This is a genomic window from Streptomyces sp. Ac-502, from assembly GCF_045222935.1.
GTDB classification, from domain to species: Bacteria; Actinomycetota; Actinomycetes; order Streptomycetales; family Streptomycetaceae; genus Streptomyces; species Streptomyces monomycini.
On record NZ_JBHFFO010000001.1, the window covers coordinates 339,470 to 362,797 of the forward strand.

The 23,328-nt window shown below is 72.3% G+C and carries 22 protein-coding genes; 13 read left to right on the plus strand and 9 right to left on the minus strand.

Annotated features, from left to right (window positions below):
* Positions 1–18 precede the first annotated feature (18 nt).
* From ACEXOX_RS01645 to ACEXOX_RS01690, 10 genes are all read left to right on the plus strand, one after another.
* The gene (locus ACEXOX_RS01645; protein WP_406526193.1) at positions 19–465 is read left to right on the plus strand and encodes a MaoC family dehydratase; all 447 of its coding nucleotides are present in this window, start codon (positions 19–21) and stop codon (positions 463–465) included.
* Positions 462–1,409, plus strand: a complete 948-nt coding sequence (locus tag ACEXOX_RS01650; protein WP_406518633.1) for an isopenicillin N synthase family dioxygenase — start codon at positions 462–464, stop codon at positions 1,407–1,409. Before ACEXOX_RS01645 ends, ACEXOX_RS01650 begins: the two co-directional genes overlap by 4 nt.
* Entirely contained in the window at positions 1,406–2,287 is an 882-nt protein-coding gene (locus ACEXOX_RS01655) for an HpcH/HpaI aldolase/citrate lyase family protein (protein ID WP_406518634.1), read from the plus strand. Before ACEXOX_RS01650 ends, ACEXOX_RS01655 begins: the two co-directional genes overlap by 4 nt.
* 15 nt (positions 2,288–2,302) lie before the next feature.
* Complete coding sequence (locus tag ACEXOX_RS01660; RefSeq protein WP_406518635.1) at positions 2,303–3,193, plus strand: hypothetical protein; 891 nt, start codon at positions 2,303–2,305, stop codon at positions 3,191–3,193.
* Positions 3,190–4,107 carry an alpha/beta hydrolase gene (locus ACEXOX_RS01665; protein WP_406518636.1) on the plus strand — a complete coding sequence of 306 codons (918 nt, stop codon included), beginning with the start codon at positions 3,190–3,192 and terminating at the stop codon, positions 4,105–4,107. Before ACEXOX_RS01660 ends, ACEXOX_RS01665 begins: the two co-directional genes overlap by 4 nt.
* Positions 4,104–5,330 (plus strand): aminotransferase class I/II-fold pyridoxal phosphate-dependent enzyme, encoded by a 1,227-nt coding sequence (locus ACEXOX_RS01670; protein ID WP_406518637.1) that lies wholly within the window; start codon positions 4,104–4,106, stop codon positions 5,328–5,330. Before ACEXOX_RS01665 ends, ACEXOX_RS01670 begins: the two co-directional genes overlap by 4 nt.
* The gene (locus ACEXOX_RS01675; protein WP_406518638.1) at positions 5,327–6,220 is read left to right on the plus strand and encodes an ornithine cyclodeaminase family protein; all 894 of its coding nucleotides are present in this window, start codon (positions 5,327–5,329) and stop codon (positions 6,218–6,220) included. Before ACEXOX_RS01670 ends, ACEXOX_RS01675 begins: the two co-directional genes overlap by 4 nt.
* 24 nt (positions 6,221–6,244) lie before the next feature.
* Positions 6,245–6,451 (plus strand): hypothetical protein, encoded by a 207-nt coding sequence (locus ACEXOX_RS01680; protein WP_406518639.1) that lies wholly within the window; start codon positions 6,245–6,247, stop codon positions 6,449–6,451.
* On the plus strand, positions 6,444–7,874 hold the full coding sequence (locus tag ACEXOX_RS01685) for an amidase (protein WP_406518640.1): 1,431 nt from the start codon (positions 6,444–6,446) through the stop codon (positions 7,872–7,874). The genes ACEXOX_RS01680 and ACEXOX_RS01685 overlap by 8 nt, the downstream gene beginning before the upstream one ends.
* Positions 7,875–7,989: 115 nt before the next feature.
* Positions 7,990–9,279, plus strand: a complete 1,290-nt coding sequence (locus tag ACEXOX_RS01690; RefSeq protein WP_406518641.1) for a hypothetical protein — start codon at positions 7,990–7,992, stop codon at positions 9,277–9,279.
* A 124-nt stretch (positions 9,280–9,403) separates the two neighbouring features.
* Here the strand turns inward: ACEXOX_RS01690 and ACEXOX_RS01695 are convergent, their stop codons facing one another.
* The 4 genes from ACEXOX_RS01695 to ACEXOX_RS01710 all read right to left on the minus strand — a co-directional run bounded on the left by ACEXOX_RS01695 (position 9,404) and on the right by ACEXOX_RS01710 (position 16,396).
* Positions 9,404–12,097 (minus strand): LuxR C-terminal-related transcriptional regulator, encoded by a 2,694-nt coding sequence (locus ACEXOX_RS01695; RefSeq protein WP_406518642.1) that lies wholly within the window; start codon positions 12,095–12,097, stop codon positions 9,404–9,406.
* Positions 12,094–13,536 (minus strand): aminopeptidase P family protein, encoded by a 1,443-nt coding sequence (locus tag ACEXOX_RS01700; RefSeq protein ID WP_406518643.1) that lies wholly within the window; start codon positions 13,534–13,536, stop codon positions 12,094–12,096. Before ACEXOX_RS01700 ends, ACEXOX_RS01695 begins: the two co-directional genes overlap by 4 nt.
* 136 nt (positions 13,537–13,672) lie before the next feature.
* Positions 13,673–15,169 (minus strand): aminopeptidase P family protein, encoded by a 1,497-nt coding sequence (locus ACEXOX_RS01705; protein ID WP_406518644.1) that lies wholly within the window; start codon positions 15,167–15,169, stop codon positions 13,673–13,675.
* Positions 15,170–15,589: 420 nt separating this feature from the next.
* Entirely contained in the window at positions 15,590–16,396 is an 807-nt protein-coding gene (locus tag ACEXOX_RS01710) for an HpcH/HpaI aldolase/citrate lyase family protein (protein ID WP_406518645.1), read from the minus strand.
* A 332-nt stretch (positions 16,397–16,728) separates the two neighbouring features.
* On the opposite strand from ACEXOX_RS01710, the gene ACEXOX_RS01715 reads away from it, so the two are divergent.
* Complete coding sequence (locus ACEXOX_RS01715) at positions 16,729–17,460, plus strand: PhzF family phenazine biosynthesis protein (protein ID WP_406518646.1); 732 nt, start codon at positions 16,729–16,731, stop codon at positions 17,458–17,460.
* 116 nt (positions 17,461–17,576) lie between these two features.
* Here the strand turns inward: ACEXOX_RS01715 and ACEXOX_RS01720 are convergent, their stop codons facing one another.
* Positions 17,577–19,082 (minus strand): SulP family inorganic anion transporter, encoded by a 1,506-nt coding sequence (locus ACEXOX_RS01720; RefSeq protein WP_406518647.1) that lies wholly within the window; start codon positions 19,080–19,082, stop codon positions 17,577–17,579.
* 516 nt (positions 19,083–19,598) lie between these two features.
* Here ACEXOX_RS01720 and ACEXOX_RS01725 point away from each other — a divergent pair.
* Positions 19,599–20,009 (plus strand): MerR family transcriptional regulator, encoded by a 411-nt coding sequence (locus tag ACEXOX_RS01725; RefSeq protein WP_406518649.1) that lies wholly within the window; start codon positions 19,599–19,601, stop codon positions 20,007–20,009.
* A gap of 16 nt (positions 20,010–20,025) precedes the next feature.
* Here ACEXOX_RS01725 and ACEXOX_RS01730 read toward each other — a convergent pair whose 3' ends face one another.
* The 3 genes from ACEXOX_RS01730 to ACEXOX_RS01740 form a co-directional block, all read right to left on the minus strand.
* On the minus strand, positions 20,026–20,160 hold the full coding sequence (locus ACEXOX_RS01730; RefSeq protein WP_406518650.1) for a hypothetical protein: 135 nt from the start codon (positions 20,158–20,160) through the stop codon (positions 20,026–20,028).
* A gap of 79 nt (positions 20,161–20,239) precedes the next feature.
* Positions 20,240–20,566 (minus strand): hypothetical protein, encoded by a 327-nt coding sequence (locus tag ACEXOX_RS01735; protein ID WP_406518651.1) that lies wholly within the window; start codon positions 20,564–20,566, stop codon positions 20,240–20,242.
* A 97-nt stretch (positions 20,567–20,663) separates the two neighbouring features.
* Entirely contained in the window at positions 20,664–21,413 is a 750-nt protein-coding gene (locus ACEXOX_RS01740) for a dienelactone hydrolase family protein (protein WP_406518652.1), read from the minus strand.
* A 109-nt stretch (positions 21,414–21,522) separates the two neighbouring features.
* Between ACEXOX_RS01740 and ACEXOX_RS01745 the strand changes: the two genes are divergently transcribed.
* On the plus strand, positions 21,523–22,005 hold the full coding sequence (locus ACEXOX_RS01745; RefSeq protein ID WP_406518653.1) for a MarR family winged helix-turn-helix transcriptional regulator: 483 nt from the start codon (positions 21,523–21,525) through the stop codon (positions 22,003–22,005).
* Positions 22,006–22,077: 72 nt separating this feature from the next.
* On the opposite strand, the gene ACEXOX_RS01750 is transcribed toward ACEXOX_RS01745, so the two are convergent.
* Positions 22,078–23,307, minus strand: a complete 1,230-nt coding sequence (locus ACEXOX_RS01750; RefSeq protein ID WP_406518655.1) for a cytochrome P450 — start codon at positions 23,305–23,307, stop codon at positions 22,078–22,080.
* Positions 23,308–23,328 lie beyond the last annotated feature (21 nt).

Sequence of the window (23,328 nt, forward strand, 5' to 3'; positions counted from 1 at the left end):
TACCGGGAGGACAGCGGCATGGTCTACGAGGACTACGTCCCCGGCGAGGTCGTCGAGCACCGTCCGGGCCGCACCATCACCATGACCGACAACGTGTGGAGCTCGCTGCTCTGCCTGAACCAGCACCCGCTGCACATCGACGCGGTCTACGCCGAGCAGACCCCGTTCGGCAAGATCGTCGTCTCCAGCCTGGTCACCTTCGGGATCGTCAACGGGATGACCGTCTCCACCATCAGCGCCAAGTGCGTCGCCAACCTCGGCTGGGACAAGGTGCGCCTGACCGCCCCGGTGTTCGTGGGCGACACGCTCTACGCGCAGACCCGCATCGTCTCCCGGCGGGAGTCGGAGACGCGGCCCGAGCAGGGCATCGTCACCGTCCACACCACCGGCCGCAATCAGGACGACGTGCCGGTCATCGCATTCGAGCGGACGATCCTCGTCCCCAAGCAGGGAGCAGAGCAATGATTCCGGTCATCGACCTGGAGCCGGGCCGCCCCGGCCTGGAGCGCGAGGTCGCCGAGGAGATCTCCGAGGCGTGCCGGAACACCGGGTTCTTCGTCGTGCGCGGCCACGGCATCGACTCCGAGGTGTTCGACGACGCCTACGCCGCCTCACTGCGGTTCTTCGCGCTCACGCCGGAGACCAAGGACACGTTCGCGATGCGCACCTCCAACGCGCGCGGCGAGAGCGACTACAGCCCGTACGGGTACAGCGCCCTGCTGTCCGAGAACGCCTTCGCCTACACCGGCAAGCCGGGGATGCCCTCGGACTACGTCGAGAAGTTCAGCGTCGGGCGGCTGATCCTGCACGACGACGAGGAGCTGCCCTTCCCGGCGGACGAGCTGGGGGCGCGGCTGCGCGCGGCGCTGAAACGGTACTTCGCCGCCTGCGAGACGGTGGCGGGCCAGATCGCCGAACTGCTGGCGCTGGCCCTGGACCTGCCCCGGGACTTCTTCGCCACCCGTACGGACACCTCCAACGACTCGCTGCGCTCACACCTGTACCCCGGCGTCGACCCGCAGTTCCTCAACGACCAGGGCATGGGGCAGCACACCGACGGCACACTGATCACGCTGCTCACCCAGGACGGCCCCGGCCTGCAGTTGCAGGACCGTTCCGGGCGCTGGCTGGACATCGACGTGCAGGAGCGTGACAGCTTCATCGTCAACATCGGTGACCTGATGGCCCGCTGGTCGAACGACGAGTACGTCTCGACGCCGCACCGGGTACGGCTCGCCGACCGGCAGCGCCAGTCCATCGTCTTCTTCAAGCTGGCGAACGACGACACCGTCATCGAGTGCTTCCCCAAGTTCGCCGCCGACCGCCCCGCGAAGTACGCACCGATCCGCTACGAGGACTTCTCGCTGCAGAAGATGAACCTGCTGTTCGGGAGGGAAGAGGCGCGATGAAGGCCTACGCGAGCCTGCTCTACACCCCGGCGCTGCTGCTGGCGTCGGTCGCCCGGCCGGGCCGGGTCAAGGCCGACATGCTGGTCCTGGACCTGGAGGACTCCACCCACCCGGCCAGGAAGGCCGAGGCCCGCGCCCTGCTGGCACAGGCGGACCTCACCGGGGCCGGCCTGCCCGCCCTGGGCCTACGGGTGAACACGATCGCCACGCCCGATGGTCTGAAGGACCTCCAGGCGCTGATCGAGATGGACGCCACGATCGGCGGTGTCCCCCTCGACGTGATCTTCATTCCCAAGATCTCCGGCCCCGGCGACGTGGCGGTCTACCGGTCACTGCTGTCGCACACCTCCAGGCCGCCGCAGATTTGCAGCTTCATCGAGACCGTCGACTCGGTCGAGAACGCCGCGGACATCGCCGCGGTCAGCGACGGTCTCTGCTTCGGCCAGGCCGATCTGACGGCCGAGCTGTACGCCGAGAACGCGTTCTACCTCGATCACGCGCGGGCCCGGCTGTGTGCCGCGGCGGCCAAGTACCGGGTGCCCGCCATCGACACCAACTCCTTCGAGCTGCACGACCTCGACGTGGTCGCGGCGCAGTGCCGGGCGGCCCGGGACGCCGGGTTCACCGGTAAGGCGGCCATCCACCCGCGCCAGGTGGAGGTCATCGCCGAGACGTTCACCGTCGGCCCGGAGGAGATCGCCGACTACCGCAGCGTGGTCGAGGACTACCACTCCACGCCGTACGGCTTCGCGGTCGAGGAAGGCCGGGTGCTCGCCCCGCCGTTCGTGCTGCGGGCCCAGCGCATGCTCCAGCTCCACGCGCCCGAGGTCGCGGCAGCGGCCGCGGCCGCCGTCGTCCACGCCACCTCCGCCGAATAACCGGGAGTTTTTCTCGTGAAGACCCTTCCGCAGCACGTGATGATCGATGTCTCCGCCTACGACAGTGAGCTGGTCGACGGCCGGTTGCAGGCCGCCGACGACCGACTGGTGTCCGAACTGGTACGTCTGGTGACCGAAGGCGACGGGGTCGCCGTCTGCCACGGTGTCGCCAGGACGCTGACGCGCCACGGCCTGGACGTGGGCAAGGAGCAGGATGCCGCGATCGCCCGCGACTATCTGGAATCGCTGTTCCGCGGCTTCGGCGAGCGGGTGGACGTCGACCGGTACAGCCCGGTGGCTATGGACTACGACCGTATCGCCGGCATGGACGTCGACGGCTACAACAAGAACACGCACTTCACCCCGAACGGGGACCACACCACCGAGCGCGAGTTCCTGACGACCAAGTGCGTGCACTTCGACGCCGCCACGCCGTTCATCGGCAACATCTACGGTCCCAACACCAACATCGCCGGCGGCACCCCGATGGTCTGCGACACCCGCGCCTACTGCCAGGAGCAGGGCGTCGCCCCGGCCGACCTGCTCGAACTGATGCCGCACAGTTTCAACGTCGCGGTCAAGGAGGAGCACGCCGAGCCGGTGCTGTCCGGCTACGCCGCCGCGGTCGACGCCGACCTGTCGGCCGACCTGGTCATGGTCGTCCTGCTCAACGAGGTGGACGGCGGGCTCGCGCACGCCGGCTCCGAGCCCCGCCCGGCCGACCCGGCGCGGCCCGCGCGCCGCCCGATCCGGCACCTGGAGTACCAGTTCGCCGAGGACGTCGAGCTGGCCAAGTGGTACCGGCACTACGAGCTGGCGATCCCCCAGCCCAGCCTCCAGGTGCCGGACGAGGCCGCGCGCGAGCGCTACCACCGCGGCATCGACCCGGTCGGGGCGGGCCAGTGACGACCTCCGCGCAGCACGACGTGCCGCTGATGTCCGACGGCGACCGTGCGGAGCTGGACCGGCTGCTCACGGCCCTCGCCGCGGACGAGTGGCCGGAGGACATCGGCGAGGCCCGGCAGTTCTACGACGCGTGGGGCGTGCCGGTCGCCGACGACATCAAGGTCGAACAGCGGCCGGGCGGCCATCTGCTGACCCCGCCGGAGACCGACGGCTCGCTGACCGGCCTCTACCTGCACGGTGGCGGCTACGTCTACGGTTCGCTGCGCAGCCACGGCCACATGGTCGGGGAGATCGCCCGGGCGGCCCGCTGCCGGATGTTCTTCGTCGACTACCGGCGGGCCCCCGAACACCCCTACCCCGCGGCGCTCGACGACGCGGTGGCCGCGTACCACAGCCTGCTCGCCGAGGGTCGGTCCGCCCGTGAGGTGGTCCTCGTCGGTGACTCGGCGGGCGGCGGCCTGGTGCTCGCGACGCTGCTGAAGCTGCGGGACGCGGGCACGGCCTTGCCGGCCGCCGCGGCCTGCATCTCGCCGTGGACCGACCTGACGGGCAGCGGGGAGACCTACCGCACCCTGGAGCACGAGGACCCCATGCTCACCAAGCCGGTCGTGGAGCTGGTGTCCGCCTCCTACCGGGCGGGCACCCCGCCGACGGACCCCTACATCTCCCCGCTCTTCGGTGACCTCGCGGGCCTGCCGCCGGTGTTCATGCAGGTCGGCAGCCGCGAGATCCTGCTCAGCGACGCCCAGCGGTTCATCGACGGCGTGCGGAGCGCCGGGGGTACCGGGGTGCTGGAGGTCTGGCCCGGCATGGTGCACGTGTGGCACCTGCACCACTCGCGCCTGGCCAAGGCCCGCGAGGCCGTGAGCCGGCTCGGCGGCTGGCTGCACGACCAGGCGGCGGGTGCGCGATGAGCGAGGACATCACGGGGCCCCACCGCTACCGCAACAACCGCAAGATGGTGCCGGCCAGCGAGGCGGCCTGGGGCCTGTCCGTCAAGCACGGGATGCTCGGCCTGGTGGTCGAGGCCGTCGAGGGTCAGAACCGGCTGCGCGACGTGCGGACGGGGCACGAGTTCACCAACCTCTCCTCCTGCTCGTACCTGGGCCTCAACAGCCACCCCACGGTGGTGGAGGCCGGGCGGGCCGCGCTGGAGCAGGAGCAGATCACCGGGCTGTCCATGGGCGAGTTCCGCATCCGGCTGGGCATCATGGAGCGGCTGGAGCAGGAGCTCTCGGACCACTTCGGCGCCCATGTGCTGCCGTCGGTGTCCTGTGGAGTGCTCAGCGCGGCGATCCTGCCGCTGCTGGCCTCCGGGCATCTGACCGACGGCGAGCCGCTGGTCGTGGTCTTCGACCGGTTCGCGCACTTCTCCATGAACTTCCTCAAGCCCGTCCTGGCCGACGAGACGCTGGTGCTGACCTGTCCGCACAACGACATGGCGTACCTGGAGGACATCTGCAAGCGTCACCCGCGGGTGGCCTATGTCGGTGAAGGCGTCTACTCCACCGGCGGGCAGGCGGACCTGGAGGGGATCAAGGCCCTCCAGGACCGTTACGGGATGTTCGTCTACCTCGACGACTCGCACGCGCTGTCGGCCGTCGGCGCACGCGGCGAGGGCTACGCGCGCACCGTCTTCGACACGCTCGACGCCCGGACGATCGTCGTCGCCTCGACCGCCAAGGCGTTCGGCGCCACCGGCGGCATCGCCATGGTCGGTGACCGCGGCGTGTTCGACTTCCTCTACCGGTCCGGGCCGCTGGCCTGGTCGCAAGGGCTGCGGACGGCCGCCATCGGCACCGCGCTGGGTGCCCTGGAGGTCCACCGCGGCCCGGAGCTGGGCCGGCGTCAGCAGCAGCTCGCCCGCAACATCGCGCTGTTCGACGAGCGGCTGGACGGACACGGCCTGCGCGGGACCGGGTCGCACATCAAGTTCGTCACGGTCGGCGACAACGACCGGGCGGTGCGGCTGTCGACCGAGCTGTACCGGCGCGGCTACTACTGCTCCGCGATGTTCTTCCCGATCGTGGCGCGGGGCCAGGCGGGCGTACGGATGATGCTGCGCGGCGACATGCCCACGGAGCTGACCGAACGCTTCGCGGCGGACCTGCTCGACGTACTGGCGGACCTCGGATGACGGTCGTCAGCAGGGAGCACGGGGTGGCCGACGTGGCGGCGGTGGCCGCGCTGATGCGGAAGAGCCTGCGCGGCGGCGCGGTGGGCCGGATGAGCGTGCCGCTGCGGGAGGTGGTCGACGAGGGCCGCGGCACCAGGTTCCTGTCCATGCCCGCCGTCAGCAGCGATCTCGCGCTGTGCGTCAACAAGACCGGCACCATCACCGACGGTCCCGGGCCGACCGTGACCTCCGTGGTCACGGTGTTCTCGGCCAGGACCGGGGACCTGGTGGGGGTGCTGGACGGCGCGGCCGTCACCAACCTCAAGTGCGCGGCCGTCACGGCGGTGGTCACCGACCGCTGCGCGGCCCGTGACGCCGGTGTCCTGGCGATCGTCGGTTCGGGCGTCCAGGCCTGGCAGCAGTACCTGGGGGTCGCGGCGGTGCGGGACATCACCGAGGTACGGGTGTACTCCCGCTCGCGGGAGCACGCCGAGGCGCTGTGCCAACGCATCCGGCGCGCGAACGGGAACGTACGTACCGAGGTCAGCGCGTCGGCCCGGGAGGCCACCGCAGCGGCGGACGTGATCTCCACGGCGACCACATCCGTGGAGCCGCTGCCCATCGCGCCGGAGCTTCCGGAGCACGTGCACATCAACTGCATGGGGGCGCACACCACCGAGTCGCGGGAACTGTCCCGCTCGCTGCTGACCGCCGCCACGCTCATCGTCGAGAACATCGAGATCGCCGTGGCCGAGGCGGGCGACATCCACCGGACGGCGCTCGACCTGGAGGCTCTGGAGAGCGGCCGGCACACCGGGCTCGAACACCGCCCGACCGTCTTCAGCTCCACCGGGCACGCCTCGCTGGACCTCATCACCTGTGCCCATCTGGTGGCACAGGAGCACCACTGACCGCAGGGGAAGGAACGACCGTACGTGGCACACGCCGGCACGGAGGAGACAACCGGGCCCCCGGACACCCGGGACCCACAACACGCTGACGCGGACCGGGAGTTCGCCGCCGCACTCGCGGCCCGGGGCATCGAGATGCCGCCGGACCTGGCGCCCGGCGTCCTGGCCGGACACCGCTCGCTGCGCACCATGAGCCGGCTGCTGCGGGAGGCGAAGATCAGCGATGACTGACCTCGATCTCGCCGGTCCCGGCGCCCTGACCGAGCTGTCCGTCGCCCAGGCCGGAGCGCTGCTGCGCACCGGAGCGCTGACGTCGGTGGAGCTGGTGGAGCACGCGCTGGGTCTGATCGACGCCCACGACGCCGACCTGCACGCGTTCGTGCTGGTCACCCGCGAGGACGCGCTGCGGCGGGCCGCGCGGGCCGACCAGGAACTGCGCGAGGGCGTCGACCGGGGTCCGCTGCACGGCATCCCCTACGCGCTCAAGGACATCCTGGACGCCGAAGGGCTGCCCACCACCAACCACTCGCGGCTGACGCTGGACGCCGTCGCCACGGAGGACAGCGCCGTCGAGGCCCGGCTGCGGGCCGGTGGCGGCGTGCTGCTGGGCAAGCTGGCCACGTACGAGTTCGCCTTCGGCGGGCCGAGCACGGACCTGCCGTTCCCGCCGGCCGGGAACCCCTGGCACCGCGAGCACATTCCCAGCGGGTCCTCCTCGGGCGCGGGGGCCGCCGTGGCGGCCGGGTTCCTGCGCGTCGCCTTCGGCTCCGACACCGCCGGTTCGCTGCGCGGCCCGGCCTTCCACTGCGGGGCCGTCGGACTGAAGCCGACCTACGGCAGCGTCTCCGGCCACGGGGCCACCCCGCTGGCGCCCACCATGGACCACTTCGGGCCGCTGGCCTGGACGGTGGCCGACGCCGCCGCCGCGCTCCAGGTCGTCGCGGGGCCCGACCCCCGGGACGCGCGCACCCGTCAGGCTCCGGCGCCCGACTTCCTCAGCTCGCTGAGCGGGGACGTGCGGGGGCTGCGGGTGGGCTACTCGCGGTCCTGGTACGCCGCGGACCCGGGCACCCTGCCGGAGATCACCGAGGCCATCGACCGGGCCCTGGTCCATCTGGAGGAGCGCGGCGCGGTCGTCGAGGAGTGCGCGCTGCCGCCGTACGAACTCTTCGACGCCTGCGGCCGGATCATCATGATCGCGGAGGGCTTCGCCGGGCACGAGGAGAACCTGCGCCGCGCGCCGCGGTCGTTCGGCCGCTACACCTATCAGAAACTGATGCCCGGCGCGGGGGTCGGCCCGGACGACCTGGCGCGTGCGTACCAGGTGCGTACGGAGCTCGCCGCGGCGCTGGACCGGCGGGTCTTCGCCGACCACGACGTACTGGTCACGGCGTGCGGCCAGACCACCGCGGCCCGCGTGGACGCCTTCGGTGCGGACTGGCCGCCGCCGCGGCTGGCCAACGACATGCAGACCATCCCGTTCGCCGTCACCGGGCACCCGGCCATGTCGCTGCCCCTGGGGTTCGCCGGCAACAGGCTGCCCATCGGGGTGCAGTTGGTGGGGCGCAAGTTCGGCGAGGCGGGACTGTTCCGGGCCGGACTGGCCCTGGAGACCGCGTTCGGCCGGCGGGAGACGCGGCCCGTACTGGCATGAGACGGCGCCCGGGCCCGGGCCGACGGGCTGAAGTACGGCCGGCCCGGGCCCGGGCACGGCGCCGCAGCGACCGGGCGGCGCTGCCGTCCGCACCAGCCTCTAGGAGTCAAAGACCATGGAACAGACCTCGACGGCGGCGCGGGTGACGGCCGCACGCGGGCCGTACGCGACGGATTCCCGCCGGTTGCTCAACGCCTTCGACCATCAGTTCAGGGGCTTCCGGACCTTCTGGTTCGACCGGATCGCCCCCGCCGGACCCGTCGTACGGCCCGCGGCCCAGGGCGCCGAACTGGAACAGGCGAGCGTCCGTCTGGCCGGGCTGCTGCGGCGGGCGGTGCGGAGCCTGGGCGGTGACTGCCTGAGCCGGCACCGCGCCCTGGGCCTCGACGAGCGGCTGACGCAGTTCTACGGGGACGAGGAGTTCGAGAACGCCTACGCGACGCTGATGGGCCGGCCGGACGTCATCTGGACCGCGTCCGGGTGGAAGTTCATCGAGTTCAACTTCTGCTCGTCCACCGGCGGCCAGGTCTACGCCCATCTGCTCAACGAGCTGTGGCGGCAGCTGCTGCCGGGCCCGGTCCTGGACACCCTCACGCTCGCCGACCCCCTCAGGGACCGCAACGACGTACTGCGCACCGTCCTCGACGACCTCGGCCTGGACCCCCGCGTGGCGCTCGTCGGCTACCTCCCGGACGTCTTCCTGTCCGACTCCGGGGGCAGCCGCAGGTATTACGAGATCGAGGTCGAGGTCCTGCGGAAGGCGGGTATCGAGGCACAGTACTTCGATACGGACGAGTTCCTCGAAACACTCGCCTCCGGCGGTAACGCTTTTCCGGTGGTGCTGGAGCGGACGGTGCCGCAGGAGTGGATCGATGCGGGGCGAGACCTCGACCCGCTGCTGCGCATCCGGAAATGCGGGGCGGCCGTGCTGACACCGCAGAGTTCCTACCAGGCGGCCAACAAGCAGCTCTTCGCCCTGCTGTCCGCCGGACAGGACTGGATGACCGAGGACGACCGGCGTTTCGTGGACCGTTACCTCCCTGGTCACGCGGGATGTGGGAGGAGGACGTGGAATTCCGGGGCGAGAAAGGAAACTGACGGAACTGCTGAGGGAGCGGCGCGCGGACTTCGTCGTGAAACGTTCCGACGGCGACCAGAATTTCGACGTGCACATCGGCTCCCGGACCGAGGCGTCGGCGTGGGAGGACGTCATCGCCACAGCGGGCCGGGCCGGGACCTGGATCGCGCAGGAAGCCGTGCACAGCGCCGAATTCGACGCCGAGGTCTTCGACTGCGACCTGGACGCGTACCGCGGCATATCGACGCGCGGGGTGTTCGGTCCGCTGTTCATGGGCGGGCGGATGACCGGCTGTGTGGTCCGTTACGACGTTCCGGCGCCCGGTGACACGGCCGGGCAGGCGCCCGGGTCGAGCATCCTGGGTACCGTCGGCTGGCAGGCGGACTGACCGGCCGGCCCGGCACGGCCGCTGGGGTGGTCGGCCGGCCGGCGGGACGGTGGGCGGCCGCCGTCACCGGCGCGCCAGGTGCCCGTCCTTCTGGACGAGCGCCATCAGCTGGACGCGCGAGCGCACTTCGAGCTTGCGGTAGATGCGGGTCAGGGCCGCCTCCACGGTCTTGACGCTGACATACAGGGCGGCCGCGATGTCACGGTTGCCGCGCCCTTGGGTGACCAGTTCGGCGACCAGCTGCTCGGCGTCGGTCAGACCGGCCAGCCAGGGCTGCGCCTGGTCGCCCTGCGGCCGGGCCGGTTCCCACAGCGGCGCGCCCGCCTTGCGGAACACCGTCTCGGCCGCCGCCTGCGCCTCGTTGGCGCGGGCCGGGCGTCTGCGGCGCTGTTCGAGACTGGAACGGGCCAGCAACACCCGGCCACGCTCCAACGGGTACCCGAGCCGTTCGAAGGTCCGCGCGGCCCGGTTGAGCAGTTCCTCGGCCGGGCCGAACTCGCCGGCTGCCGCGTGGCACAGTGCCTGGGCCCGGTCGAGCGAGGCCAGCACGCCGCGCCGCCCCAGGCCCTGGGCCCGGCGCCGCGCGCCGGCGAGCGTGTGCCGGGCGGCCGGCAGGTCCCCGGCGGCGACCAGCGCCTCGGCGAGGTCGGCGTCGTAGCGGATCTGCGCGGGGTCCGCGATGCCCAGATCCTGCACCAGGTCGTGGACCCTGAGCAGGTCTGCCAGGGCCGCACCGGTGTCGCGCAGCAGCAGCCGCGTCGTGCCGGACACATGCAGGCAGTGCGCGGCGAAGACGGAGTCCGCGTCCTCCTGCGAGGCCGTCAGGCCCAGATCCGCGTACAGCAGGGCCTGTTCGAGGGTGCCGCCGGCCAGTTCGGCGGCGGCCGCCGCGTACCACGGCGGGCCGGGCGAGGCCCCCAGATCGCGGGTGAGGTCCAGCAGGAGGTGGGCCTTTTCGCGGGCGGCCGCCCCCTCGCCACGGCGGGCGTGGAGGTGGACGGTTTCGGCGAGCAGCCAGAGCCGGTCGGCCGGGCAGGGTGCCGGGCTCAACTCGTCCAGCAGCCGCTCGGCCTGCTCCAGGCCGTCCTCCAGCAGAGCGAAATGGACGGCGGTACGGCCCGGGTGGCCGGGCATCCGGGCGGCGCTGTCGGCCGTGTCCGTCCCCAGGGCGCGCCGGAGCAGCGCGGTGCGGCCCGGGGTGCCCTGGCATTGCTCGATCTCCGCGGTCAGGGCCAGGGCCGCCGCGTGGGTCGTGGCGTCGCCTGCGCGCTCGGCCCATTCCTCGGCCGCCCGGGCGTGCGCCAGGGCGTCGGTGTGGCATCCCCGGCTGATCCGCAAGCCGTGGGCGAGTCGCAGATGCGCCGCCGAGATCAGGGCCGGCTCGTCGGCGGCGGTGGCCTCGGCCAGGGCCTGCGCCGCCACGTCCGCGACCAGGGCGGCACCCCGCCCGGCGGCGTCGACGACGGCAAGCCGCGCCTGGGCGCGGGCGGCGGGCACGGCCCGGCTGCGGTCCAGCTGGTCCAGGGCCGTGCAGGCCAGGTCGAAACGCCCGGCCGCTTCGGCGTCCCGGGCCGCCGTGACCAGCAGGTCGTGACGGGGGCCGCCGGTCCGGCCGCCGGCCAGCAGGGCGAACTCGGCGGCCCGGGTGTGCTCGCCCCGCTCGCGCGCGGCGGTGGCGGCGTCGGCCAGCGCCGGGATGAGGTGGGCGGGCAGTTCGGCCGGGGCGAGGGCGCAGGCCTCGTGCCACAGGCGGTCGTCTGCTCCGTGAGCCGCCGTGGCCAGGGTCAGATGGGCCTGGCGTACCGCCTCGCCGCTGGCCTGGGCGAGGATGCCCTCCTGGATGACCGGGGCCGCGAAGGCGACCGTGGCGGCCACCTTGACGAGTCCGGCGGCCTCGGCGTCGGCCAGGGCCGCGTCGGCGGACGGTCCCGCCGCGCGGCGTACGACGTCGAGCGACGGGTCGGCCGTGAGCGCGGCCAGCAGCAGCACCCAGTGCACCGGTGCGGCCAGTCCGGCCAGCCAGGTACGCAGGGCCTTGCGCGCATGCGGGGCCAGCGGCTGGGCGTCCAGGACCGCCGGCGGCCCGCTGCGGGCCAGGGCGGCGGCGATGTCCCAGACCAGTCGGGGGTTGCCGCCGGTGGCCGTATGGATGCGCGCGGCGGTGCGCTGGGGGATGGCGAAGGTGCGCGCCACGGCCGCCGATTCCTGCGCGTTGAGCGTGGGGACCGCGATCTCCACGGCGTCGCCGCCCAGAACGTCGTGGGCCAGGGGCCCGTCGGGCCGCAGCGCCGCCAGCAGCGAGACACTGCCGCGGCTGCGGCGGGCGGCGAAGCCGAACACGTCCAGGCTGTCCGGTCCCCACCAGTGCATGTCGTCGGCGGCCAGCAGCAGCCGGGCCCGGCGCCCCCACGCCTGCAAGCAGGAGAGGACCGTGACGCGCAGCAGGGCGGGGTCGGGTTCGGGGCCGGTGACACGGCGCAGCACCCAGTCGACCGTCGCCCGCTGGATGTCGGAGAGCTCGCCGCTGACGTCCGCCGGGCACACGGTGAACAGGTCCACCAGGGGCACGTAGGGCAGATGGGCGTCGGCGGGTGTCGAGCTGAGCCTGACCACCGGGTCCCCGCCGGACCGCCACTGCGTGCACACCGCGTCCAGCACCGCGGTCTTGCCGAACCCGGTGGGACCGACCACCGCTACCGCGCCGGCCTGTCGGAGCTGTCCGTGGACCTGGTCGACCAGCAGGCTGCGCGCTCTCACAGCAACGTTTCCATCCATGCCTCGACCTCGTCGGCGCCGCGCGGCAGGCCGGCCGACAGACACTCCACGCCGTCGGCGGTGATCACGAAGTCGTCCTCGATCCGCACACCGATGCCGCGCAGCTCCTGCGGGACCGTCAGGTCGTCGGGCTGGAAGTACAGGCCGGGCTCGACGGTGAGCACATGACCGGGCCGCAGGACGCCGCCGGTGTACTGCTCGTCGCGGGCGGCGGCGCAGTCGTGGCAGTCCAGGCCGAGCATGTGGCCGGTACCGCAGACGGTGTACCTGCGGTACAGGTCGGAGCTGTGCTCCATCCCCGGGCCCCCGGGCCGCAGACCCCAGGAGTCGAGGCCTTCGGCGATGACGCGCGTCGCGGCGTCGTGGAAGTCGCCGTAGCGTGCGCCGGGCCGCAGCGCGGCGATGCCCGCCGCCTGGGCGGCGTGGACCAGGTCGTAGACGCGGCGCTGGACGTCGCTGAAGCGTCCGTTGACCGGCAGGGTACGGGTGATGTCGGAGGTGTAGAAGGAGTCGGCCTCGATGCCCGCGTCCAGCAGGAGGAGGTCCCCGTCGCGCACCGGGCCGTCGTTCCGCATCCAGTGCAGCACACACGCGTGGGCGCCGGCTGCGGCGATGGTCTCGAAGCCCAGGCCGTTCCCTGCCAGCCGGGCGCGCCGGTTGAAGGTGCCCTCGATCCAGCGTTCGCCGCGGGCCAGACGGGTGGCGTAGGGCAGTTCGCCGACGACGTCGCCGAACGCGGCGACGGTGTGGTCCACGGCCGCGCGCAGCTGGTCGACCTCCCACTCGTCCTTCACCAGCCGCAGCTCCGAGAGGAAGGCGAGGAGTTCGGCGTCGGCCGGCGCCGACGGTGCCACCAGCGCGTCGACCAGGGCGTCCTGGCCGCGGACCACCCGGGTCGGTACGCCGGGGGTCAGGGCGCTTTCGAGGCGGTCGCGGGCGGCCGTCTGGAGGCCGAGGGCGTCGGCGGTCTCGGCGAGCGTACGGCGCCGGCCGACCCAGAACTCGCCGTGCCGGCGGTCGCTGTAGAAGTGCGCGCCGTCCGGGCCGGCGTCGCGCGGCGAGCGCGGCCGGGTGAACAGGGTGGCCTCGTGCCCACCACCGGTGGGTTCAAGGACCAGCACACTGTCGGGTACCGCCTGGGTGCCCTGTTCGGCGGTGAGGTGGACGAAGGCGGAGTGCGGGCGGAAGAGGTAGTCGAAGTCGTTGCTGCGGACCTTGAAACCGCCGGCCGGGACGACGACACGTTCGCCCGGGAACCGTTCGGAGAGCGCCGCGCGCCGCTTGGCCGCGCAGGCGGCTCCCGAGACGGGCGGCAGCTGCCGGGTCGTGTCGGCCCATCCGTGCCGGAAGGCCTCGGCCACCGCGGCCGGTACCTGGCGGTCGTGGCTTTGCATGCCGCGCGAGCCGTCCGATCGTTCCATCGCACGTTCCCCCTTCGTGTGGTGGTCCGTTCTCCCCGAGAACGCGACTGTTGTACGCCGCGGCCGGCCGACGGCGCTGTCGGCCGGCCGATGGTGCGGCCGGCGGCGCGAGGCCGCCGGCCGCGACGGGCGCGGGTCAGCCCCGCAGGCGGGCCATCCAGGCCTCCACCTCGTCGGCGGCCCGGGGCAGGGCGGCCGAGAGGTTCTCGTTGCCCTCCTCGGTGACCAGGATGTCGTCCTCGATGCGGATGCCGATGCCGCGCAGCTCCTCGGGGACGGTCAGGTCGTCCGACTGGAAGTACAGGCCCGGCTCGACGGTGAGCACCATGCCCGCCGCCAGGGTGCCGTCCACGTACAGCTCGGTACGGGCCTTGGCGCAGTCGTGCACGTCCAGGCCGATCATGTGGCCGGTGCCGGTCAGCGTCCAGCGGCGGTACAGCCCGAGCTCGTACGCCTCGTCCACCGACCGGTCGCCGAACAGGCCCCAGGCGGCCAGGTGCTCGGTCAGCACCCGCTGGGCGGCGTGGTGGAAGTCGCGGTACTTGGCACCGGGGCGGACCGCGGCGATACCGGCCGACTGCGCCGCGTACACCGCGTCGTAGACCTTGCGCTGGACCGGGGTGAAGCGGCCGTCGACCGGCAGGGTGCGGGTGACGTCGGCGGTGTAGAGGTTGCGGCTCTCCACCCCGGCGTCGAGCAGCAGCAGGTCGCCGGGTCGGGCCTCGCCGTCGTTACGGACCCAGTGCAGGGTCGTGGAGTGCGCTCCGGCGGCGCAGACCGACGAGTAGCCGACGTCGTTGCCCTCGATGCGCGCCCGCATGAAGAACGTGCCCTCGATGGCCCGCTCCAGGGTCGGCGTGTCGGTGCCCAGCACCCGTACGACGTCCTCGAAGCCTCGGATGGTGGCCTGGCAGGCGTGGCGCAGGTCGGCTATCTCGAAATCGTCCTTGACCAGGCGCATTTCGGAGAGCGCGACGCGGAACTCGGTGTCGCGCTCGGCGGTGACCTTGTCGTGCAGGGCGGTGTCGACCTGCGCGTCGTAGCCGCGCAGCAGGCGGATCGGGCCGGTGGCCGCGGCGAGCCGCTCGCCCAGCGTCCGCACGTCACGGCAGTCCAGGCCGAGCAGCTTCGCGTTCTCGGTGAGGCCGTTGCGCGGGCCGTCCCACAGCTCGCCGTGGTAGTCCAGCCAGAACTCGCCTGAGGCGCGGTCGGAGCCGGGCAGCAGGTAGGCGGCCGCCTGGTGGGTGCCGTCCTGGGCGGGCTCCAGGACCAGTACGCCGTTGGGCGACTGGTCACCCGTCAGGTAGACGTAGTCGGAGGACGGCCGGAACGGGTAGTCGGTGTCGTTGGCGCGGACCTTCGGGGTTCCGGAGGGGATGACGAGCAGCTCACCCGGGAAGAGGGCGGAGAGCGCCGCCCGGCGGCGCGCGGTGTGCCCGGCCTGCGCGACGGGCTCGGGATCGCGCGGCTCGCGGTCGGCCCAGCCCTGCAGCATGTTCTCGGCGAGTTCGCTGCTCACCCCCGCATACAAGCCATTCTTGCGGGTCCTGTTCTCGTCTGACTCTTCAGCCACCACAGCCTCCTGAAGTGAATCGCTCACGCACGTTCCTCCTCCACCGCGGACAGTCGGCATCCCTCAGGGCCGACCGGCCGGAAACCCTTTCAAGAAAGCTGCCGCACCGTCCCGGTAGTCCCCCTTTTCGCAGGTGGACGCCTTGCGCCGGGCCGTCGGCAGCGGCGTGCGGCGAGCCGGGCGCCCGGGCCGCCGCGCTCCGGCCCGCACGGGTCGGCACCGCATCTGACGGGCCCTCACCCCCGGGCGGCACGCCTTCTTGCCGCGAACGGCACTCTCGCAGACCCCCACCCCGCTTACGTCATACACGTGTCTGAAAGATCATGGATGGTTTTGTGCCATCTGTCGATGGGCCGACCGTCCCCGGCCCGGCTAGGTTCTCCCCGCCGCCCGACACCGCCACCCCTCCCGGAGCACGAAGCCCGCACCCGGACGAGACCCGGCACGACCCAGTACGGCCCGCACCCCCACAGGCACGATTCAGCCGCCGGCGGCCAGGATCCGGCGGGCGCGCTCCAGCACGGGTTTGTCGACCATGTGCCCGTCCACCACGGTCACCGAGTCCCCCGCGGCGACCACGGACCGGGCCCACTCCCGCTCCTGCGCGGTCGGCGCGAACCCCTCCGCCACGACGGCGATCTGCGCGGGGTGGACGCACAGCTTCCCGGCGAACCCGAAGCGGCGCGCGTGGGCGACGTCCGCGGCGATGACATCGACGTCCTTCACGCTGGTCGTGACCCCGTCGACCGGGGCGCACAGGCCCGTAGCCGCCGACGCCGAGACCAGCCGGGAACGGGAGTACGCGAGCGCCTCGTGGTCGTCGTGGGCGACCCCGAGCTGCCCGGCCAGGTCGACGTTGCCCAGGGCGACCCGCACCACACCGGGCGCCGCGCACACCTCCACGGCCCGCTCGATCCCCGCCGCCGTCTCCACGAGCGGCACCACCGGGCACTTCCCGCCCGTACGACGGGCGAAGTCCGCCAGTACCTCGGGATCCTCGGCCTTGGGCACCATCACCGGTACGCCGCAGGCGGCCATCGCACCGTCGTCGTCGCACCAGGGCGTACCGGGCGCGTTGATCCGGACCATGGCGCTGTTGCCCGCGGCGAGCCAGGCGGCGACATGCGCGCGGGCCCGCTCCTTGTCCGCCGGCGCGACCGCGTCCTCCAGATCGACGATGACCACATCGGCACCACTGGCAACGGCCTTGTCGAACCGCTCCGGCCGGTCGCCCGGCACGAACAACAGGCTGCGGGCCGCCGCCAGCCGGCTCACGGACAGGCTCATGTCCGAGCCACCCCCGCCGCCGCGGCACACCCCTTCGAGTACCGGCCCGGTCCGGTGCACGCCATCCGCACAGCCCCTCCTCCGTGACGGGTTCCGACACCCGCCCCACAGCACGACACAAGATCACGCACACGGCCGCCCCACAAGCCCCCCACTTCGCCTGTTGGACAGAGGAGCTGAACGGACGCGGTACCGAAGAGCCGGGGGCGGTAGGGGCGTCAGGTGGCAGGGGCATCAGACGGCAGGAGGAGGGGCGCGGTGGCACGTACGTACGCGGGATGCGGCATGCTCGGCCGCGGCACAAGATCCCATCGGCACCTGAGGAGACAGCCATGGTGGACTGCTTACTGGTACATGCCTTTGTCGATGACGACGGCGCGTTCGGCAACCCCGTACTCGTGGTGATCGAACCGGCCGGCGGCGGACTGCCCCAGGACGGGCGGCAGGAACTCGCCGACCGGCTCGGCATTCCCGCGGTCGCCTTCGTGCGCTCCGCGCCCGCGCGGCGTACGGAGATCGCCATTCACGGCTCCTACGGACTGCCGATCCGGTTCGGCGGCCACCCCGTGCTCGGCACGCTCGAAGCCCTCCATCACCGGGGGTTCACGGTGGAGGAGATCGTTCCGGAGGCCGGTCCGGTGGCCTGCCGGCGGGACGCGGAGAGGGTCTGCTGGCTGACCGCCCCTGCCACCTGGTCCAAGCCCTGGCGTCACCTGCGGATGGGGTCCGCCGCGGAGATCGAGGCGCTGAGCGGACTGCCTGACGGGGAGGACTTCACGCAGGTCTGGGCCTGGACGGACGAGGCCGCCGGGGAGGTCCGCGCGCGGCTGTGGGCCCCTCGGATCGGCAAGGGCGAGGACGAGGCGTGCGGCAGCGCGTCGATGCTGCTCACCCTTGAGCACGGGCGCCCGCTGCGGGTCCTGCACGGCCGGGGCTCGGTCATCCGCACCGCGCCGGCCGGTGACGGCCTGGTGGAACTCGGCGGCCGGTGCGCGGTGCGACCGCCGGGCGAGGGGGTAACCGCCGAGGTGGAGCGGGCTTACGCGGTGGCTGCCAGGGGCTGAGGCCTCGGTCCGGGCCGGGGTCGGGCCGCGGCCTGGGGCCGGGGCCGCACCGCACGAAGGACATCGAGAACGTCGTGCGGCACGGTGCGGGCGTTCCCCGGCCCGGACGGGGCTGTTCAGCCGGCGAGTTCGCCCGAGAGTCTGCCGTGCAGGTGGGCGCTCGGGTCGTTCAGGCCGGTGATTTCGACGGTCTTGCCGCGCTGCCGGTACTTGGTTTCGATGGCGTCGAGGGCGGCCACCGAGGAAGCGTCCCAGATGTGGGCGGCGGACAGGTCGATGACGACGCGGTCGGGGTCGGTGGCGTAGTGGAACTGGCCGACGAGGTCGTTGGAGGAGGCGAAGAACAGCTCGCCGGTGACGCGGTAGACCACCGTACCGTCGTCGGGCCCGGCGACCGGGGTGACCTCGGCGAGGTGGGCGACGCGCCGGGCGAAGATGACCATGGCGGTCAGGGAGCCGACGACCACGCCGACGGCGAGGTTGTGACTGGCGACCACGACCACGACGGTGATCACCATGACGGCGATCTCACCGGGCGGCATCCGCCTGAGGGTCTTGGGCGCGATGGAGTGCCAGTCGAACGTCGCGAACGACACCATCACCATGACGGCGACGAGGGCGGCCATGGGGATGTCGGAGACGATCGGGCCGAAGGCGATGCACAGCACCATCAGAAAGGACCCGGCCAGGAAGGTGGACAGGCGGGTGCGGGCGCCGGAGACCTTCACGTTGATCATCGTCTGGCCGATCATGGCGCAGCCGCCCATGCCGCCGAAGAAGCCGGTGACGATGTTGGCGATGCCCTGGCCGATCGACTCACGGGTCTTGGAGGAGTGGGTGTCGGTGATGTCGTCGACCAGCTTCGCGGTCATCAGCGACTCCATCAGGCCGACCAGCGCCATGGCCAGCGCGTAGGGGGCGATGGTGGTCAGGGTGTCCGTCGTGAAGGGCACGTCCGGCAGGCCCGGCACCGGCAGCGCGGACGGCAGTTCACCCTTGCCGCCGACGGTCGGCACCGCGATCCCGGCGGCCACGGTGACGGCGGTGAGGACGGCGATGGACACCAGCGGGGCCGGGACCGCCTTGGTGACCTTGGGGAAGAACACCATGAGCACGAGCCCGCCGGCGAGCAGCGGGTAGACGGCCCAGGGCACGTCGTGCATCTCTGGCACCTGGGCCATGAAGACCAGGATGGCGAGGGCGTTCACGAAGCCGGTCATCACCGAGCGGGGCACGAACCGCATGAGCCTGGCCACGCCGAGAGCGCCGAGGACGATCTGGAAGACGCCGGCCAGGATGACGGTGGCGATCAGGTACCCCAGGCCGTGTTCGCGGTTCATGGGGGCGATCACGAGGGCGACGGCGCCGGTCGCCGCCGAGATCATCGCCCGGCGGCCGCCGACGATCGAGATGGTCACGGCCATCGTGAAGGAGGCGAACAGGCCGATCGCCGGGTCGACCCCCGCGATGATCGAGAAGGAGATCGCCTCGGGGATCAGGGCCAGGGCCACGACCAGGCCGCCCAGGATCTCGGTACGCCAGACCTTCGGGTCGGACAGCCAGTCGGGCTTCAGAGTGCGCAGGCGCGCGGCCGGGGACGGTGGGGAGGCAGCAGAAGGCAAGGGGGAGGAACCTGTCGTACTCGGGCACGCCCCGCGGGGCAGGCCGGGTGTGCGGAAGGACGCGGAGGCCGGTCGGCCCCCCGCGGGCGGCCCTGCGGCGGACCGGGGCCGGAGGTCTGGCGGTCGCCCGCCGACGGTCGGTGGGCAGTGGCCGGCGGCCGCGATGACCGGTAGCCGGTGGCTGATGGCTGGCGACGGCCACGAGCGTGGTCCGTCTCAGCGGCGCCGGCTCACACAGCGGAGCGAAGGGGCACGGCGAGGAGTCACGGCGGGCAGGCGGCGGCGCTGGGCGGGGTGGGCATGCGCACGCTCTCTCCTGAAGGTTACGGTCTTCGCCGGGGGCGTCGTCGTCCCCGACACGGCTGACGGTCACGGGAGCGGCCGCTTCCGAGCCGCGGCAGCGGAGCCGGCACCGACGATCCTCTACTCTACCCTGACGTTAGGGTAGAGATCGGCATGGGCCGTCCGTGGGCCCGGCGACGTGGCCTCGGCCGCACAGAGAGGACGGGCGCCCGCGTGAGCAGCGAGCACATGCAGATCGGCGAGGTCGCCGCACGGACCGGGCTGTCCCTGCGCACCATCCGGCACTACGAGGAGACCGGCCTGGTCACCCCGTCGGCCCGCTCCCAGGGCGGCTTCCGCCTCTACACCGAGACCGACGTCGCCCGCCTGATGGTCGTCCGCCGGATGAAACCGCTCGGCTTCACGCTCGACCAGATGCGCGACCTGCTGGACGCCACCGACCGCCTCGACGCCGACGGGAAACTGCCGGCTGCCGAGCGGGAGGCCCTGCTGGAGCGGATCCGCGGGTACGAGCGGGACGCGGCCGAGCAGGTGGAGAAGCTCCGCGTCCAGCTGGCGCGGGCCGAGGATTTCGCCGCCACCCTGCGCGCACGCCTCTCCCCCGCCCCCGGCTCCACCCCGTAACCAGGAGGCGCACCGGTCAGGTGCCGCTGTCGCCGCGTTCGAGAATCCTCTTGGCCAGCCGGAGTTCGCGCGCGACCGAACCGGGCAGCGTGCGCCGGAGAAGCGGGCCGAGCAGCAGGCCCGGGCCGGGGCGGAACCGGAATTCGATCATGCGGGTGACGCGGACTCCCCGTCCACCGGATCGCAGGTGAAGCGCGCGGCGAAGCGGGCCACGCGGTGGTTGACCTTGTTCAGGGGCAGGGGGCCAGCCGGATGTCGATCCGCCGCCCCGGGGTCAGCCGCATCCGGGCCACGGCCTTCGGCTGCGGAAAGGGCACCCCGGGCAGCGCGGGCCGGAACGCGAACTCGGTCAGGTCGCCGTCCCTGCGCACCCAGAAGACCGTACGGAGCTTGTCGTCGACCTGGGCGTACCGTTCGACGTCCATGACGAAGCCGAGGAAGGCCTCCGCCGTACAGCCGATGGTCAGTTGCTCCTCGACCCTGGTCATCACGCCTCCCGCGCCGACCGCGTACAGCGGCTTCGTAGTGCGGCTCTGTACGGCGGTCCGTGGCGTCATGATGTTCACGCGTGCGCGCGGAACCCACCGTCGCACGACCCCGGGCGCGTAGCGAGCGTACGACGCCGGGGCCGGGTTCGGGTTCGGGTTCGGAGTCTCAGCCCTTGGTCAGGGTGCGCTCCAGCAGGGGAAGCAGTCGGTCCCAGTGGCGTTGCAGTCCGGCGGGGCTGAAGGCCGCGGTGTCGGACATGGTGAAGCCGTGGATGGTGTCGGGGTAGGTCTCGGTGGTGTGGACGACTCCCGCGGCGTCCAGGGCCCGGGTGAACTCGCCGAGGGCCTCGGGCGTCATGTCGCCTTCGGCAAGGCCCATGTGGACCTCGGCGGTCAGCTCGGACACCAGGCGGTGCGGACTGTCGGGCGCGTCGGTGACCAGGGCGGCGGGGTGGAATCCGGCGACGGCGGCCACCCGGCCGGGGTGGGCCGTCGCGGTACGCATCGCCAGGACGGCGCCCAGGCAGTAGCCCAGCACGGCGACCGGCCCGGCACCGGCCTCGGGCTGGGCGGTCAGGAAGTCGAGGTAGGCGCCGGCGTCACGCAGGACACGCTCGGTGGTGTGTTCCTCGATCAGCGGCATCACCTGGGCGAAGACCGCGGGGCGCACCTCTTCCCCGATGTGCTCGGGGAGGTCGATCACCGGGGCCGGGCCACGCCGGTAGTAGAGGTTGGGGACGAGCACGTAGTACCCGTGTCCGGCCAGTTCGCGGGCCTTGCGCTCCAGTTCGGGCCGTACGCCGAAGGCGTCCGGGTACAGCAGCACCCCCGGGTGCCGCTCCCCCTCGTCGGGGAAGGCGGCGAACGCGTCGGCCTGGCCGTCCGGGGTGGGAATCTGCAGGTTCTTGGTGGGCACGATCTTCCTTCCGCCGAGTTCACTCGGACAACATTCGACGCACTGACGTTCCCGGCGCGAGCGAACGTACATCGTTAGTCTGACTAACGCAACGGGTAGCATGGGCGCCATGACCAGAGCCGAAGCCGCGGACACACCCGACGACGGCGCACTCAGGACGCCCGACCGGCTGCGCCGCCTGTCGGGTTGGCTGCTGTCGAAGCTGTCGGCGCGGTCGGACCGGCTGCTGACCGAAGGGCTCGCCCGGGCCGACGCCCGTAAATGGCACTACGCCGTGCTCGCCTCGTTGCAGGAGCACGGGCCGGGCAGCCAGGCGGCCCTGAGCGGACGCACCGGCATCTACCGGAGTGACATGGTCGGCGTACTCAACGAGCTGGCCGAGCGCGGCCTCGTCGAGCGGGCCCCGGACCCCGACGACCGGCGGCGCAACACCGTCACGATCTCCGCCTCGGGCCGCCGGCATCTGCGCCGCCTCGACACGGTCCTGGACGGCCTCCACGACGAACTGCTCGCGCCGCTGAGCCCGGCCGAGCGCGAACAGTTCGTGCGGTTGCTCACCCGCTTGCTGGACCATCACACCCGGACGCCCTGACCGCGCACGCGTACGGGCCGCCAGGCCATGTCGTCACCAGGCCGGCCCGTCACCAGGCCGCCCGGCGCCGGCTCACCAGGTCACAGGAACCTCGGCAGCCATGATGGCCATGCGGTTCGGGTGCCAGGGAACCTCGGCCGGCGGTACGGCCAGCCGGATGCCGGGCAGGCGGTCGAGCAGGACGCGGAAGGCGACCTCCGACTGGCGGCGGACCAGGTGGGCCCCGGGGCAGTGGTGGCGGCCGTACCCGAAGCGCAGATGCGGGTTGGGGGTGCGGGCGGGGGTGAAGGACGTGGGGTCCGGGAAGGCGGCGGAGTCGTAGTTGGCCGCGTCCAGGGAGAGCAGGATCATGTCGCCCTCCTTCACCCGGGCCGGGCCGATCTCCGCGTCCTCGGTGACGAAGCGGGGGATCGCGTTGCCCAGGACGACGCTGCACCGCAGCAGTTCTTCCACGCACTGCGGCATCGTCTCCGGCCGGGCCCGCACCGCGCTCATGACCTCGGGCCGCTGGAGCAGGTTGAACGCCCCGACGCCCAGGAAGCTCGCGAAGTCCTCGTACCCGCTGACGAACAGAACGGACACGATGTTGGACAGCTGACGCCGTGTCAGCCCTTCGTCCGCCGCGTTGAGGTCGGCGAGGCGGTCGATGAGGCCGCGCGGCTCGCCGGGGCGGCGGCCGGTCATGTGCGCGTCCATGTACGCACGGATCTCCTCCCAGTTGCGGGCGAGTTCCTCGCGGGTCGGAGTGACCATGGTCAGGTCCAGGTCGGCCCGTGCGGCGAGCCAGTCGCGGTCCGTGAACGGCAGTCCGAGCAGCCGGCACATGCACTGGGCGGCGACCCACTCCGCGAAGTGACGCTGGAGATCGCCGGGGCTGCCGTCCCGGACCATGGTGTCCAGGCCCTCGGCGGTGACAGCCGCGACCCAGTCGGCGGGCAGGTCGGGCTGGTCGCGGCCGAGCGACCTGAGCACCTCGTCGCGCAGCCCGGCCTGCTGGAGGTGGTTCATGGCGTCGAGCAGCTCGGGTGCCAGGATCGGGGCGTCCTGGGCGGGGCTGTCCGCCTCGGCCAGGACGGAGCGGGCGAACGAGCGGTCCCGCAGCACGTGCCGCGCCAGCTCGTACCCGGTCACCAGCCAGGCCTGTTCACCGGAGTTGGTGTTCACCCGCGCCACGGGACAGCGGCCGCGCAGCTCGTCGAGTTCGGGGGCGAGCCGGTCGCCGCGGGTGCTGAAAGGGTAGTGCGGGAGGGGCTCGTCGTGGACGCCCTGGCCGGTCGCGGGCGCTTGCGGTGGTGTGGTCACGTGGGCGGAGCCTCTTTCTCG

What these genes read in the sequence shown, in the direction of transcription:
- ACEXOX_RS01645 (WP_406526193.1), top strand. Translation starts at nt 19, where the DNA reads ATGGTCTACGAGGACTACGTCCCCGGCGAGGTCGTCGAGCACCGTCCG.
- ACEXOX_RS01650 (WP_406518633.1), top strand. Translation starts at nt 462, where the DNA reads ATGATTCCGGTCATCGACCTGGAGCCGGGCCGCCCCGGCCTGGAGCGC.
- ACEXOX_RS01655 (WP_406518634.1), top strand. Translation starts at nt 1,406, where the DNA reads ATGAAGGCCTACGCGAGCCTGCTCTACACCCCGGCGCTGCTGCTGGCG.
- ACEXOX_RS01670 (WP_406518637.1), top strand. Translation starts at nt 4,104, where the DNA reads ATGAGCGAGGACATCACGGGGCCCCACCGCTACCGCAACAACCGCAAG.
- ACEXOX_RS01675 (WP_406518638.1), top strand. Translation starts at nt 5,327, where the DNA reads ATGACGGTCGTCAGCAGGGAGCACGGGGTGGCCGACGTGGCGGCGGTG.
- ACEXOX_RS01685 (WP_406518640.1), top strand. Translation starts at nt 6,444, where the DNA reads ATGACTGACCTCGATCTCGCCGGTCCCGGCGCCCTGACCGAGCTGTCC.
- ACEXOX_RS01690 (WP_406518641.1), top strand. Translation starts at nt 7,990, where the DNA reads ATGGAACAGACCTCGACGGCGGCGCGGGTGACGGCCGCACGCGGGCCG.
- ACEXOX_RS01700 (WP_406518643.1), bottom strand. Translation starts at nt 13,536, where the DNA reads ATGGAACGATCGGACGGCTCGCGCGGCATGCAAAGCCACGACCGCCAG.
- ACEXOX_RS01705 (WP_406518644.1), bottom strand. Translation starts at nt 15,169, where the DNA reads ATGCCGACTGTCCGCGGTGGAGGAGGAACGTGCGTGAGCGATTCACTT.
- ACEXOX_RS01710 (WP_406518645.1), bottom strand. Translation starts at nt 16,396, where the DNA reads ATGAGCCTGTCCGTGAGCCGGCTGGCGGCGGCCCGCAGCCTGTTGTTC.
- ACEXOX_RS01715 (WP_406518646.1), top strand. Translation starts at nt 16,729, where the DNA reads ATGGTGGACTGCTTACTGGTACATGCCTTTGTCGATGACGACGGCGCG.
- ACEXOX_RS01730 (WP_406518650.1), bottom strand. Translation starts at nt 20,160, where the DNA reads ATGATCGAATTCCGGTTCCGCCCCGGCCCGGGCCTGCTGCTCGGCCCG.
- ACEXOX_RS01735 (WP_406518651.1), bottom strand. Translation starts at nt 20,566, where the DNA reads ATGACGCCACGGACCGCCGTACAGAGCCGCACTACGAAGCCGCTGTAC.
- ACEXOX_RS01745 (WP_406518653.1), top strand. Translation starts at nt 21,523, where the DNA reads ATGACCAGAGCCGAAGCCGCGGACACACCCGACGACGGCGCACTCAGG.